General features: G+C 42.4%; 14 protein-coding genes. 13 read left to right on the top strand and 1 reads right to left on the bottom strand.

All coding sequences use genetic code 11. The features are described from left to right. The first annotated feature begins 9 nt into the window (after positions 1 to 9). The 13 genes from tilS (at position 10) to rpoS (ending at position 12,872) form a co-directional block, all read left to right on the top strand. Positions 10 to 1,386 carry a tRNA lysidine(34) synthetase TilS gene (tilS, locus tag G4Y78_RS21735; protein ID WP_163834992.1) on the top strand — a complete coding sequence of 459 codons (1,377 nt, stop codon included), beginning with the start codon at positions 10 to 12 and terminating at the stop codon, positions 1,384 to 1,386. A gap of 163 nt (positions 1,387 to 1,549) precedes the next feature. Continuing rightward, positions 1,550 to 3,178: a CTP synthase gene (locus G4Y78_RS21730; RefSeq protein WP_163834991.1), complete on the top strand. Its 1,629-nt coding sequence runs from the start codon at positions 1,550 to 1,552 to the stop codon at positions 3,176 to 3,178. Positions 3,179 to 3,281: 103 nt separating this feature from the next. Next, positions 3,282 to 4,127 (top strand): 3-deoxy-8-phosphooctulonate synthase, encoded by an 846-nt coding sequence (gene kdsA, locus G4Y78_RS21725; RefSeq protein ID WP_163834990.1) that lies wholly within the window; start codon positions 3,282 to 3,284, stop codon positions 4,125 to 4,127. Positions 4,128 to 4,159: 32 nt separating this feature from the next. Next, complete coding sequence (gene eno, locus G4Y78_RS21720) at positions 4,160 to 5,449, top strand: phosphopyruvate hydratase (protein WP_163834989.1); 1,290 nt, start codon at positions 4,160 to 4,162, stop codon at positions 5,447 to 5,449. A 147-nt stretch (positions 5,450 to 5,596) separates the two neighbouring features. After that, the gene (gene ftsB / locus G4Y78_RS21715; RefSeq protein WP_163834988.1) at positions 5,597 to 5,866 is read left to right on the top strand and encodes a cell division protein FtsB; all 270 of its coding nucleotides are present in this window, start codon (positions 5,597 to 5,599) and stop codon (positions 5,864 to 5,866) included. 86 nt (positions 5,867 to 5,952) lie between these two features. Then, on the top strand, positions 5,953 to 6,663 hold the full coding sequence (gene ispD, locus G4Y78_RS21710) for a 2-C-methyl-D-erythritol 4-phosphate cytidylyltransferase (protein WP_163834987.1): 711 nt from the start codon (positions 5,953 to 5,955) through the stop codon (positions 6,661 to 6,663). A gap of 54 nt (positions 6,664 to 6,717) precedes the next feature. Further along, positions 6,718 to 7,194, top strand: coding sequence for a 2-C-methyl-D-erythritol 2,4-cyclodiphosphate synthase (ispF, locus tag G4Y78_RS21705; protein WP_163834986.1), 477 nt, complete (start codon positions 6,718 to 6,720; stop codon positions 7,192 to 7,194). After that, positions 7,191 to 8,213, top strand: coding sequence for a tRNA pseudouridine(13) synthase TruD (gene truD / locus G4Y78_RS21700; protein WP_163834985.1), 1,023 nt, complete (start codon positions 7,191 to 7,193; stop codon positions 8,211 to 8,213). The genes ispF and truD overlap by 4 nt, the downstream gene beginning before the upstream one ends. Positions 8,214 to 8,234: 21 nt before the next feature. Continuing rightward, positions 8,235 to 8,984, top strand: a complete 750-nt coding sequence (gene surE, locus G4Y78_RS21695) for a 5'/3'-nucleotidase SurE (RefSeq protein ID WP_163834984.1) — start codon at positions 8,235 to 8,237, stop codon at positions 8,982 to 8,984. Next, positions 8,981 to 9,643: a protein-L-isoaspartate(D-aspartate) O-methyltransferase gene (locus G4Y78_RS21690; RefSeq protein ID WP_163834983.1), complete on the top strand. Its 663-nt coding sequence runs from the start codon at positions 8,981 to 8,983 to the stop codon at positions 9,641 to 9,643. Before surE ends, G4Y78_RS21690 begins: the two co-directional genes overlap by 4 nt. 204 nt (positions 9,644 to 9,847) lie before the next feature. Further along, on the top strand, positions 9,848 to 10,819 hold the full coding sequence (locus tag G4Y78_RS21685; protein ID WP_163834982.1) for a DUF368 domain-containing protein: 972 nt from the start codon (positions 9,848 to 9,850) through the stop codon (positions 10,817 to 10,819). Between the two features lie 134 nt (positions 10,820 to 10,953). Next, a complete protein-coding gene (locus G4Y78_RS21680) occupies positions 10,954 to 11,748 on the top strand; it encodes a peptidoglycan DD-metalloendopeptidase family protein (RefSeq protein WP_230425632.1) in 795 nt (264 codons plus the stop codon). A gap of 98 nt (positions 11,749 to 11,846) precedes the next feature. After that, positions 11,847 to 12,872: an RNA polymerase sigma factor RpoS gene (gene rpoS, locus G4Y78_RS21675; RefSeq protein WP_230425631.1), complete on the top strand. Its 1,026-nt coding sequence runs from the start codon at positions 11,847 to 11,849 to the stop codon at positions 12,870 to 12,872. A 116-nt stretch (positions 12,873 to 12,988) separates the two neighbouring features. Here rpoS and fdxA read toward each other — a convergent pair whose 3' ends face one another. Next, positions 12,989 to 13,312 carry a ferredoxin FdxA gene (gene fdxA, locus G4Y78_RS21670; protein WP_163834981.1) on the bottom strand — a complete coding sequence of 108 codons (324 nt, stop codon included), beginning with the start codon at positions 13,310 to 13,312 and terminating at the stop codon, positions 12,989 to 12,991. Positions 13,313 to 13,443 lie beyond the last annotated feature (131 nt).

Below are 13,443 nucleotides of genomic sequence, written 5' to 3'. Positions count from 1 at the left end.
TAACTCTTCATGGACTTGCCCCAGTTATACTGCCAAAACCTGGAACGATTGCTAGCTGCCTATAGCCCCACACGCCTGGTAGTAGCTTTCAGCGGTGGGTTGGATTCAGCCGTTTTGTTGGACTTAACCTGTCAGTTTGCTACCAAGCACCAATTACCTTTGGTGGCTTTTCATGTTAATCATGGCTTAAGCCCCAATGCACAGCAGTGGCAGAATAACTGCCACAGAGTCGCTACTGAGTCGGGTTGTGATTTTGTTGTAAGAAAGGTCATAGTTAAATCTGTTGGCAAAGGTGTTGAGGAGGCTGCCAGGGCTGCTCGCTATCAAGTATTTGAAGAGTTTTTAGCTGCAACTGATGTACTACTGTTAGGCCATCATTTGCAGGATCAATTGGAAACCCTGTTATTTCGTTTCTGTCGTGGTTCAGGAGTGGCGGGCTTGGCAGGTATGCCTGCAAGCCGTGCCATTGGTAAGAGCCATTTAGTCAGGCCTTTGCTGGCATATACCAAATCTGACTTGCTTCACTATGCTCAGCAGCATCAATTAACTTGGGTGGAAGACGAGTCCAATGCCGTGCTGGATTTTAGTCGCAACTTTTTGCGCCAAGAAGTTTTGCCAAAGCTGGAATGTCACTGGCCATATTTATCTCGTCAACTAAAGAATACCAGAGAACACTGTCAGGATGCAGCAAGTATACTTGAGGATATGGCCCATTTAGATTATCAAGCCACACTGATTTCCCCTCTTGAACACTGGCGTAAAGGATTGCTTGCTCAGCCATTAAATTGCCAGCAATTACTAAAGTTATCATCCCCCAGGCGACATAACTTGATTCGCTTTTGGCTTAAACCCTTGGGTATTAATATTACTCGACCATTACTGCAGGAGTTTGAAAACTCTTTGCTTATCGCCGCAGACGATGCAATGCCAACTATTACTGTTGGCAACGGCCAACAAAAGGGAGTTCTTAAACGTTTTCAAGAATGCCTATTTTTCTTGCCTGAGGGTTTAGCGAGTTGGTTGCCAGTTAACCAGCAGCTGGACTGGAATTGGCAGGTACATAAAACAATTAAACTAGTGGAAAATGGTCAGTTACTTTGCCGTCAGGCTGAGAATGAAATCAGTGCAGCCAAGCTGGAGGGTAAAGTCCTGACGGTTGCCTATCGTGAACAGGTGTCTATAGGTAAGTTTGCTGTACCTGGACGTCAGGGGCGTAAAACCTTAAAGCGTTGGCTTCAGGCATATCAAGTTCCACCCTGGCTGAGAGAGCGCTGGCCTTTATTGCTTGCTGGTGGTGAGCTGGTTGCTATACCAGGCATACTGGTTAATGAGTCCTTTGCTTGTAAAGGGGGGGAGTCAGGCGTTTCGTTTCATTGGGAGTTTTAGAGCCACTTATTCTCTACTACTAACTAGTAGTTCTCTAAGCTAATGATAAATTGAGGTTACGAGTAGATTCTGGTATTCTGGCGTCCCATCTTGTGATGACCAGTCACCCTCCACATCTAATGGTCATAAACCGCTAACATTAACTAACTTCTGCAGGTTTTTCATGACGCGCTACATATTCGTCACTGGTGGTGTTGTTTCTTCATTAGGAAAAGGCATCGCGTCAGCATCTCTGGCGGCTATTCTGGAAGCTCGTGGTTTAAATGTCACGATGCTTAAGTTAGACCCTTATATTAACGTTGATCCGGGAACAATGAGTCCTTACCAGCATGGTGAGGTATTTGTTACTGAGGATGGTGCTGAAACTGACCTGGATCTTGGTCATTATGAACGGTTTATTCGTACGACAATGACCCGTAATAACAATTTCACCACTGGTCGTATTTATCAGGATGTACTACGCAAAGAGCGACGCGGTGACTACCTGGGTGGCACAGTTCAGGTGATTCCTCACATTACTGATGAAATAAAGCGACGTGTCATTAAAGGTGCCGGTGATGCCGATATTGCTTTAGTGGAAATTGGCGGTACGGTGGGTGACATTGAGTCACAGCCCTTCTTGGAAGCGGTTCGTCAACTAAAAGTAGAGCTAGGTCAGGATAGAGCTTTACTAATGCACTTAACGCTGGTGCCGTACATCGCGACTGCCGGAGAAACTAAAACCAAGCCAACCCAGCATTCTGTAAAAGAGTTGCGCTCCATTGGCTTGCAGCCGGATATTTTGGTGTGTCGTTCAGACCATCATATAGACTCTGGCTCAAGACGCAAAATTGCCTTGTTTACCAACGTTGAAGAGCGTGCAGTTATTGCATTAGAAGATGCAGACTCTATTTATAAAATTCCTCGTATGCTGCATAAACAAGGGCTGGATGACATTATCGTTGACCGTTTTCGAATGGAGTGCCAGCCTGCTGACCTAAGTGAGTGGGATGCTGTGGTAGAGGCTGAAGCAAGCTCAGAGCATGAAGTGACAATTGCTATGATTGGCAAGTACATGGATTTGCTCGATGCTTACAAGTCGCTAATTGAAGCAATGAAACACGCGGGGTTGAAAACCCACACAAAGGTGAAACTGGTTTATATTGACTCTGAGCAGCTGGAAACCGAAGGGCTAGATGCCTTGGATGAAGTGGATGGTATTTTAGTGCCTGGTGGCTTTGGTCAGCGAGGGGTTGAGGGTAAAATTAAAGCGGTGCAGTATGCCCGGGAAAATAAAATCCCTTATCTTGGTATTTGTTTAGGGATGCAAGTAGCGGTTATTGAGTTTGCACGCCATGTGGCGGGTTTAACTGATGCACATAGCTCAGAGTTTGATAAATCCACCCAGCACCCAGTGGTAGGCTTGATTACCGAGTGGACAACAGCTGAAGGTGAAGTAGAAACCCGTAGTGATGATTCTGACTTAGGCGGAACCATGCGCTTAGGTGCTCAGGCTTGTCAGTTGAAACCTAATTCAAAAGCCCATCAGGCTTATGGTAAGGATATTATTCTTGAGCGTCACCGTCATCGTTACGAAGTCAATGATAATTTCGTGGCGCAGCTTGAAGCGGCTGGTTTGGTGATTTCTGGGCGTTCAGTAGACAATGCCCTTGTTGAAATGGTTGAGGTGTCAGATCACCCCTGGTTTGTTGCCTGCCAGTTTCATCCGGAGTTTACTTCAACACCTAGAGATGGGCATGGCTTGTTTACTGACTTCGTAAAAGCGACTCTATCCAATAAAGCTTCAAAGTAAATGTTAAGCTTATTAATGGTGCATTTAGTAAAGTGACGAGTATTTAATAAAATGCACCACACGAGGAAAGTTAGTAGATTGTTAAACAATTGAGATAGTGTATATGAGCCAGAAGATTATTAAAGTTGGCAACATTCAAGTAGCTAATCATCTGCCTTTTGTCTTATTTGGTGGTGTCAATGTGCTAGAGTCGCGAGATCTGGCTATGACAGTTGCCGAACATTTTGTCAAAGTGACGGAAAAACTGGATATTCCCTATGTTTTTAAAGGCTCATTTGATAAAGCTAATCGCTCGTCTATGCATTCTTATCGTGGGCCGGGATTAGAGGAAGGACTAAAGATTTTACAGGAAGTTAAAGACACCTTTATGGTGCCTGTCATTACAGATGTGCATGAGCCTTATCAGGCTGCACCCACAGCAGAGGTGGCAGATATTATTCAACTACCTGCCTTCTTATCCAGACAAACTGATTTGGTTGTTGCCATGGCAAAAACAGGTGCTGCAATTAATATCAAAAAAGCACAGTTTTTAGCGCCTCATGAAATGAAGCATATTTTGACTAAATGCGAAGAAGCAGGTAATGCCCAATTGATGCTTTGTGAGCGTGGCACTATGTTTGGCTATAACAACTTGGTGGTAGATACATTGGGTTTTGGCTTAATGAAAGCTATGAACTACCCCGTTATTTTTGATGTGACTCATGCACTGCAGCGACCTGGAGGGCGGTCTGACTCAGCAGATGGCCGTCGTAGTCAGGTTAATGAGTTAGCGAAAGCTGGGATGGCAACGGGCTTGGCAGGATTGTTTTTAGAAACCCACCCTGATCCCAATCAGGCAAAATGCGACGGGCCTTGTGCACTAAAACTTGATAAATTACAGCCTTTCTTAGAACAACAAAAAGCACTTGATGAGCTGGTAAAAAGCTTTCCTGAAATTGACACTGAATAATTTGCCTAGAAAAGTTTTGGAGTTAACTCACAATGATTGAAATTGTTGATATTAAAGCCCGTGAAGTGTTGGATTCGAGGGGGAATCCGACAGTTGAAGCTGATGTTATTGTAGCGGGTGACTTTATTGGTTCGGCTTGTGCTCCCTCAGGTGCATCAACAGGTTCGAGAGAGGCTTTAGAACTACGCGATGGTGATAAAAGCCGTTATTTAGGCAAAGGGGTTCTAAAAGCGGTTGCAGCCGTGAATGAGCAAATTAAGCAAGCATTATTAGGAATGGATGTGACTGATCAGCGTGCACTAGACAATAAAATGCTAGCGCTGGATGGTACTGAAAATAAATCTAAGTTAGGTGCTAATGCCATTTTGGCAGTTTCTTTAGCAGCGGCTAAAGCGGCGGCGGCAGCTAAACAAATACCTCTGTATCAGCATATTGCAGACATTAATGGCACAACCGGACAGTACAGTATGCCTGTTCCCATGATGAATATTCTTAACGGTGGTGAGCATGCAGATAATAATGTCGATATTCAGGAATTTATGGTGCAGCCTGTTAGTGCCCCGTCATTTCGTGAAGCGCTACGGGTTGGCGCAGAAATTTTCCACGCTTTAAAATCTGTATTAAAAGCCAAAGGCTTAAATACGGCAGTTGGTGATGAAGGTGGCTTTGCACCTAATTTGCCGTCTAATGAAGCAGCGCTTGAAGTGATTGCTGAAGCTGTTGAGAAAGCAGGTTATAAATTAGGTGAAGATGTTACGCTGGCATTGGACTGCGCTTCTTCAGAGTTTTATCGCGATGGCCAATATCAGCTCTCTGGTGAAGGAAAAACGTTTACCAGTGAAGGTTTTGCAGATTATTTAGCGGAACTTACGGATAAATACCCCATTATTTCGATTGAAGATGGAATGGATGAAAGCGACTGGGATGGTTGGGCTGTGTTAACCAATAAAATTGGTGATAAAACTCAGCTAGTCGGTGATGATTTATTTGTTACCAATACTAAAATTCTCAAGCGTGGTATCGATGAGAAAGTTGCTAACTCTATTCTAATTAAATTTAATCAAATTGGCTCCCTGTCAGAAACCCTGGATGCAATTAATATGGCGAAACAGGCAGGGTATACTGCAGTGATTTCCCATCGTAGCGGTGAAACTGAAGATGCCACTATTGCTGATTTAGCTGTAGCCACTGCTGCAGGGCAAATTAAAACAGGCTCGCTATGCCGTTCTGATCGTGTTGCTAAATACAACCAGTTATTACGTATTGAAGAGCAGTTGGGAGATCAGGCTCCTTATAAAGGTAGAGCAGAATTTAAAGCCTAGTTGATCTTCACGAATGACCATAAATACCAAATTAGGGGGCATTGCCCCCTAATTTGTTTTATATGTAAAGTGCTTACCGTATTTTGCGTATGCACCACTAGGCGCTGATGAGTTAAAATGAAAATATAATTATGGGCTTAATACCTTATGAAATGGCTAACTGGATTATTAGTGTTGATATTGGCTCTGTTGCAATACCGGCTTTGGTTTAGTGATACAGGTGTGGTACGTCTGTGGCAGACCCAGCAACAAATTACTGCACAACAGCGAGAAAACCAAGGGCTTTATCAGCGCAATCGGGTATTAGAAGCAGAAGTTGTAGAGTTACAAAATGGCTTAGATACCATTGAAGAATTAGCACGAAGCCAACTAGGTATGATTAAACAAGGCGAACAATTTTATTTAGTTGCTGAGTAATAGTCATAAAATTTAGTAAAAGCGAATGATTTTTCTGTTACTTAAAGTTATTTACTAAAAATCATTTGCGAAGAGAAAAGCAGTTGATGACATCCAACCCTAGTTCATGCTGGGCCATTGTTCCTGCAGCCGGTATTGGTAGTAGGATGCAACAAAATAAACCCAAGCAATATTTGGAAATCAATGGCCAGTCGATTCTTAGTCATACATTGACTCGGTTGCTGCAGTTTCCCTTTCAGAAAATTATTGTCGCTGTGGCTGCTGATGATCAATGGTTTGATCAGTTACCTGTCAGTAAGAATGTCAGAGTTATAAAAATTGAGGGCGGTGCAGAACGCTACCAGTCTGTGGCAAATGGGCTGAACTGGTTAGCTAATTGTGCTACTGCGAAGGATTGGGTGATGGTTCACGATGCAGCCAGACCATGTATTCGTCAGGAAGAGATTCAAAAACTTTATCAAGCGTTAGTTGATCACCCTGTGGGTGGTTTATTAGGGGTTCCAGTCAAAGATACCATAAAGGCTGTAAATACTAAGAAAGAGGTCAAGCAAACAGTTTCGCGAGAAAATCTTTGGCAGGCTCAAACCCCACAAATGTTTCGATTTGGACTATTAAAACAGGCACTAACTGAAGCATTAACAAAAACCCAATTGGTAACGGATGAAGCATCTGCCATTGAGCTGTTGGGTTATTTACCACAAATGGTGGAAGGGCGTGATGATAATTTAAAAATCACACGACCAGTGGATTTACCGTTAGCTGCTTTTTGTCTGGAGCATCAGACAGGCGACGTGTAAATGTTCAAAATAATTAAGAACAGGTCAATTAGAGCAGTTAATAGAGAGAGCAACATGAGAATCGGTCATGGCTTTGATGTACATAAATTTGGTCCAGGTGATGCTATCACCATTGGTGGAGTAAAAATTCCTTATAGCCAAGGGTTGATTGCCCATTCAGATGGTGATGTATTAATTCATGCGCTATGTGACGCATTATTAGGAGCTGCTGCTTTAGGTGATATTGGTCAGCACTTTCCTGATACTGATCCTCAATTTGAAAATGCTGACAGTCAACAACTGTTGACTCATGTTTATCAGTTGGTCAAGAAACAAGGCTGGCAACTACTGAATGTTGATATGACGATAATTGCCCAAGCTCCCAAAATGTCACCTTTTATTCCTCAAATGAAGGATTGTCTACAGCAGCTGCTGTCTGCAGGCAATAACCAGCTCAATATCAAAGCGACTACCACTGAAAAGTTAGGCTATACCGGTCGTAAAGAGGGGATTGCTGCCCATGCAGTAGTATTATTGGAGGCAATCTCTTGAGCTGGTTAGATTTTACTGAGCTAGCGAGGGCCCATGGTAAAGCTCTGACAAAAGCGGTGTTTAAAGCACAGTGCGAAGACTTTGTGGTTGAAGAGGTATTGGGTATTACTCCAACCGAAGAGGGTGAGCACGAGTTACTGTGGGTAGAAAAAATTGGACAGAATACTGCTTGGGTTGCCAAGCAACTGGCTGCTTATGCAGGTATACAACAACGACAAGTTAGTTATTGTGGGTTAAAAGACCGTCAGGCAGTAACCCGTCAATGGTTTAGCTTGCATTTACCTGGTAAACAGGGGCCTGACTGGCAGCAGTTAAATCTTGATGGAGTTAATATCCTGAAGGTTGTACGCCATCAACGTAAATTGGCCAGAGGTTGTCATGCAGGTAATCAGTTTGTTATTCGGTTAAAAGAGGGTGTGGTTGCTGAAAAAAAATTGATAGAACGGATAAGTCGTATTCAGGCGCAAGGAGTACCCAATTATTTTGGTGCTCAGCGGTTCGGCTATGATAATCATAATTTAACTAGGGCCGAGCAATGGTTTTCAGGTGAGTGGCGACCGAAAAAGAATCAACAAGATATTTATTGGTCTGCAGCCAGGGCCTATATTTTTAATAAAGTATTAAATTTTCGTGTCAAGCATCACTTATGGGCTGAGCTGATAAAAGGTGACGTATTGCAATTTAATGACAGCAATACCCTTATTTTACCGGATAAAATTGATGATGCGGCAAAGGTAAAGTGGCAACAAGCTGAATTGATTGCCACGGGTCCATTGTGGGGAAAAGGGCATTTGCTTAGCCAGGAGCAGGCGGCAGAAATTGAAAACAACCTGGCAGAGGAAGAACAATTGTTGACTGATGGTTTGGTGGCAGGAGGAGTCGCCATGGCCAGACGGTCACTAGTGGTTTATCCTCAACAGCTTGTTTGGCAGCAACAACAAGATAATATTGAGATTTCGTTTTATTTACCAAAAGGGGCTTATGCTACAGCTGTCGTTCGTGAGCTGGTTGACTGGTAAACAGATAGTACTTGTATACAAATGAAATTATTGCTTTCAAATGATGATGGAGTATTTGCTCCTGGTCTTGCCGCATCCCACCAGGCTTTGTGTAGTCGTTTTGACTGTCAGGTGGTGGCACCTGATCGAGATAGAAGTGGTGCCAGTAGCTCCCTCACCCTTGATCAGTTATTACGCCCGGAAGTCCATAGTAATGGCTTTATTAGTGTGAATGGCACACCCACCGATTGCGTTCATTTAGCAATTAATGGAATGCTTGATCATATACCTGATATGGTTATTTCAGGGATTAATCTAGGGGCTAACCTGGGAGATGATGTACTTTATTCAGGTACGGTGGCAGCTGCTTTTGAAGGACGGTTTCTTGGCCATCCGGCGATTGCAATTTCGCTGTGTTCTCGCTCCGTAATGCACTTAGCTACTGCTGCTCAAGTTATACGGCAGTTGGTAGAGGGCATCAGTGAACTGCAGTTGCCTGAGAGAAGTGTACTTAATGTTAATGTGCCCGATTTACCGCTAGCTGAACTTAAAGGGGTTTTATTGACTCGGTTGGGGCATCGGGCAAGGCCTGCTAAACCAGCCAAATTGACAGATCCAAGAGGTAATGAAGGCTATTTTATTGCTACGGTGGGTGACGCAGAAGATGCGGGAGAAGACACTGACTTTTTTGCGGTTGAGCAGGGTTATGTTTCTGTTACTCCACTACAAGTAGATAAAACCCATTACCAAGCATTCTCTCATGTTGAACCTTGGTTGGAGGCCTTGCTATGAATGAGCTTATGCTTAATGGAATAGGCATGACTTCAAAGCGGACCCGTGAACGCCTGGTTAACCGCTTGAAAAAAGAGGGAGTCACCTCACGCCTAGTATTGAAAACAATTCAACAAACACCGCGACATATCTTTGTTGATGAAGCGTTATCCCACAGAGCTTATGAAGATACGGCATTACCTATTGGTTTTAGCCAGACTTTATCGCAACCCTACATCGTTGCCAGAATGACAGAGTTACTGCTGACAGGCAGCTCTTTAGGACGTGTTTTAGAAGTGGGCACGGGGTCTGGCTATCAAACCGCTGTGCTGGCTCAACTGGCAGATGAAGTATTTAGTGTTGAACGGATCAAGTCTTTACAGCTAAAGGCAGCTAAGCGGCTGAGTTTGCTAGGGCTTCACAATACTTACTTAAAAGTGGCTGATGGCCACCTGGGGTGGGAGCAACAAGCCCCTTTTGATGGCATTATGGTTACCGCTGCACCTCCTCAGTTACCTGAAGTATTAATCGATCAATTGGCTGTGGGGGGGCGGATGGTTGTTCCTGTTGGCAAAAACAGGGAACAAATGTTGTATCTCATAACCAAAACAGCAGCTGGAGTACAAGTAAGAGAAATAGAAAAGGTGCATTTTGTGCCTTTATTAGGTGGGCTCAAATAGTAAATTTACATGAGCTGCTGAATTGAAACAGTGAGCTGAGTGAAAAGAGAAAATTTTTAAATAGTTAAAAGTATTTGTTCAAGATAAAACAGTATGGGTTGAAATAATTATTCTAGAAACAAATTAAATTGAATAAATTATTCGAATTGAAGTGAATAGTCGGTGGATTTTCTGCCATGAGTTAGCTCAAACAAGGTTTATAGCATGAGTCAAAAGCTGAAGTATGCTGCGTTATTTACGAAAGGGATGGCGATGGGGGCCGCTGATGTGGTGCCAGGTGTTTCAGGTGGCACCATTGCTTTTATTGTTGGTATTTATGATCGTTTGCTTCAGTCTGTTAGCCATATTAATCATCATGCTATTCGGCTTTTATTTACTAAAGGCTATAAAGCGGCTTGGGAATATATAGACGGCAGTTTTCTCTGTACACTGCTAGCAGGTATTGTTTTCAGTATTTTAACATTGGCTAGAGTTATCAGTTATTTGTTAGCCACATATCCCATTTTATTGTGGTCTTTTTTCTTTGGTTTAATTGTCGTTTCCTCATTTTATGTTGGAAAGGAAGTCAAACGTTGGCGTTTGGGTTGTATTGTAAGTGGGGTTTTTGGGGGGATGCTGGCTATTATCGTATCAACTGCCACACCAGCAGAAATGACTGCCAGTTATCCGATGTTTTTTTTAGGGGGAATGGTTGCCATTTGTGCCATGATATTACCGGGCATTTCCGGTAGTTTTATTCTGCTGTTATTTGGCTTATATGGACATGTGATGCTGGCAATTAAGGACTTTGATTTATTGGTTTTGGCGGTGCTTGCAGCAGGCTGCCTCTCGGGTTTGATGATGTTTTCAAACCTGTTGCATTGGTTATTAAACCATAAACGGGAAATCACACTGGCTTTTTTAACTGGCTTAATGGTGGGGTCGCTAAGTAAAGTGTGGCCTTGGAAACAAACGATTTCATACCGGCTAAATAGTCATGGAGAACAAGTACCACTTATTCAGCACAATGTGTTGCCTTGGCAGTTTCAAGCATCTACTGGTCAATCAGATCAACTGTTAGTGGCAATTACTATAATGTTAATGGCAGTGGTACTTGTAATAGCTGTTGATAAGGGACAAAAACTGCTGAAAGCACGTTTTGAAAATAGAGCAGATTGTAAAAATAGCACAATTTAAATAGTTTAATTAACTGTTTGATTAAAAATAAAATTTGGTAGTTTTTTAGATTTTTTTTTAGCAGAAATATATAGTTTTATTCTAGAAAGACATAACCAAACGGCTTAAATGATTGGGAAAAGTTTGAAAAATTTGTGATTTTGTTTGTATCTAAAAGTCAAAATATTGCACATTTTGTTTGCATGGTCTGTCTGGTTTCTTGTTTCGTTTTTGTTCCTGGCTGTGTCACAACAAAGACATATGCACCTGTTACTGATCGTACTCAACGCCCTAAAGTGACGCGTGGAGAGCATATTGTCAAGCCTGGAGAAACTCTTTATTCCATAGCTTGGCGCTATGGTTGGGACTACAGAACGTTAGCGGCTGCCAACAATATTAAGTCTCCCTATTTAATTCACCCACAGCAGCGAATTAGGTTATCAAGCACTATATTGTCTACAAAACAAACAGAAAGAGGCTTGCAGAAATTAACAAAAAAGCAACCAAAAAAAACGGTGAATGTAACAAAAGCCAAAAAACCGACGGCAAAAAGTGTAAAAAAGCGGACATCAAAATCAGGCAATATAGCTTGGATCTGGCCAGTAAAAGGTAGGGTAATTGAAAATTTTACTACAAAAGGTAAGGTTAATAAGGGTATTGATATTGGTGGAAAATTAGGTCAGCCTGTAAATGCAGCCGCGGATGGAAAAGTAGTGTATGCAGGTGGTGGTCTATTGGGTTATGGAAAATTGGTGATTATCAAGCATAACCATCAGTTTCTCAGCGCTTATGCCCATAATAGAAAACTGCTTGTCAAGGAAGGTGATAAGGTTCAGGCTGGGCAAAAGATTGCCGAAATAGGAGCGACAGGTACCACAATGGCGAAATTGCACTTCGAAATTAGGCAAAATGGCACACCTGTTAATCCCTTGAAGTTTCTGCCCAGATAATAATAAAACCTGGCGTTAAAACATGAACAGTGGGTCTTAATAGCTGTCATGGCTAAAAAAACAATAATTACTCCAACTACAACGCAGGATCACTGACTATGGCACTGAAAAGGGAACAAGTTGACTTTACGAACTATATCCACGAAGACGTTGAGGACTCGCACTTTAACGAAGAACGTGGTGATACCGATCATAGCTTAGAAAGCGACTCAGGGTTTTCTGAGAAGCACCCGAAAAATCGTTCATCAAATAAAAATAATAAAGAAAAAGAAGATGACGAAAGCTTTTATAAAAGCCTTGATGCCACTCAACTTTACCTCAATGAAATTGGCTATTCGCCACTCCTAACCCCTGAAGAAGAAGTACATTTTGCTCGTTTAGCCCTAAAAGGCGATGATGGGGGTAGAAAGCGAATGATTGAGAGCAACCTGCGACTGGTGGTGAAAATCTCCCGTCGTTATGTTAACAGAGGGTTGTCATTGCTCGATTTAATTGAGGAAGGTAATTTAGGTTTAATTAGGGCCGTTGAGAAATTTGACCCGGAAAGAGGTTTTCGTTTTTCAACTTACGCCACTTGGTGGATAAGACAAACTATTGAACGAGCCATTATGAATCAAACCCGAACTATTCGGTTACCGATTCATGTGGTGAAAGAATTAAATGTTTATTTAAGAGCTGCCCGAGAATTAACCCAAAAACTGGATCATGAACCTTCACCGGAGGAAATAGCCGATCTACTAGATAAACCAGTAGATGATGTGAAGCGAATGCTAGGACTTAATGAGCGGGTCACTTCGGTGGATACACCTCTGGGACCAGATTCAGATAAGTCAATTTTAGATACCATTTCTGATGAGCATGATTCTGATCCAGCTGAGCTGTTACAAGAATCAGACCTTAACAGTAGTATAGATAAATGGCTATCTGAGCTTTCCGAAAAACAGCGTGAAGTTGTTGCTCGTCGCTTTGGTTTAAGAGGTTATGAAACCAGTACTTTGGAGGAGGTTGGCCGAGAAATTGGTTTAACTCGAGAGCGGGTCAGGCAAATACAGGTAGAAGCGCTAAAAAGGCTACGCGTTATTCTTGAAAAACAAGGGCTTTCCAGCGAATCACTGTTTAGTTAACTACTAAAAGCTAATTCTGAAGGTCAGCAGTAACAGCAGGTAAGTTATACTGCTGGCCCCCAGATATACTAAACATATATTGATTGCGCAGGTTTATTAGCGAGCAGGTAAGTTGCTTACTTTTCTAAGTGCTGCAGTTTGCCTCCAACTCCATTCCACTCATCAGCGTCTGCTGGGGCATCTTTTTTCTCAGTAATATTGTCCCACACTTCTGCAAGTTGTGCGTTCAACTCAATAAACTCTTGTTGATCTTCTGGTACTTCATCTTCAGAAAAAATAGCATTAGCTGGGCATTCTGGCTCACATAAAGCACAGTCAATACACTCGTCTGGGTGGATCACCAAAAAATTGGGACCTTCATAAAAGCAGTCAACGGGGCAAACTTCTACACAGTCTGTGTACTTACACTTTATGCAGTTTTCACCAACAACGAATGTCATGGTGGGTTACTCCATTATTATTTAAATCAGGCTAATCAATTTATTGTGGAAACTGTAAACAAGCATAGTTGTTCTTGTTTAAGTATCCTGCAGGCAGCCCTCTATTTTTAGACTACCTGTCATTAAGGCTT

Origin of the sequence: Spartinivicinus ruber (assembly GCF_011009015.1) — a bacterium.
GTDB classification, from domain to species: Bacteria; Pseudomonadota; Gammaproteobacteria; order Pseudomonadales; family Zooshikellaceae; genus Spartinivicinus; species Spartinivicinus ruber.
This window is presented reverse-complemented; position numbering and strand designations above follow the sequence as displayed.

Excerpts from the sequence above, each read along its gene's own strand:
- fdxA (WP_163834981.1), bottom strand. The coding sequence starts at position 13,312 with ATGACATTCGTTGTTGGTGAAAACTGCATAAAGTGTAAGTACACAGAC.
- ftsB (WP_163834988.1), top strand. The coding sequence starts at position 5,597 with ATGAAATGGCTAACTGGATTATTAGTGTTGATATTGGCTCTGTTGCAA.
- G4Y78_RS21685 (WP_163834982.1), top strand. The coding sequence starts at position 9,848 with ATGAGTCAAAAGCTGAAGTATGCTGCGTTATTTACGAAAGGGATGGCG.
- tilS (WP_163834992.1), top strand. The coding sequence starts at position 10 with ATGGACTTGCCCCAGTTATACTGCCAAAACCTGGAACGATTGCTAGCT.
- ispF (WP_163834986.1), top strand. The coding sequence starts at position 6,718 with ATGAGAATCGGTCATGGCTTTGATGTACATAAATTTGGTCCAGGTGAT.
- kdsA (WP_163834990.1), top strand. The coding sequence starts at position 3,282 with ATGAGCCAGAAGATTATTAAAGTTGGCAACATTCAAGTAGCTAATCAT.
- surE (WP_163834984.1), top strand. The coding sequence starts at position 8,235 with ATGAAATTATTGCTTTCAAATGATGATGGAGTATTTGCTCCTGGTCTT.
- ispD (WP_163834987.1), top strand. The coding sequence starts at position 5,953 with ATGACATCCAACCCTAGTTCATGCTGGGCCATTGTTCCTGCAGCCGGT.
- rpoS (WP_230425631.1), top strand. The coding sequence starts at position 11,847 with ATGGCACTGAAAAGGGAACAAGTTGACTTTACGAACTATATCCACGAA.
- G4Y78_RS21690 (WP_163834983.1), top strand. The coding sequence starts at position 8,981 with ATGAATGAGCTTATGCTTAATGGAATAGGCATGACTTCAAAGCGGACC.
- eno (WP_163834989.1), top strand. The coding sequence starts at position 4,160 with ATGATTGAAATTGTTGATATTAAAGCCCGTGAAGTGTTGGATTCGAGG.
- G4Y78_RS21730 (WP_163834991.1), top strand. The coding sequence starts at position 1,550 with ATGACGCGCTACATATTCGTCACTGGTGGTGTTGTTTCTTCATTAGGA.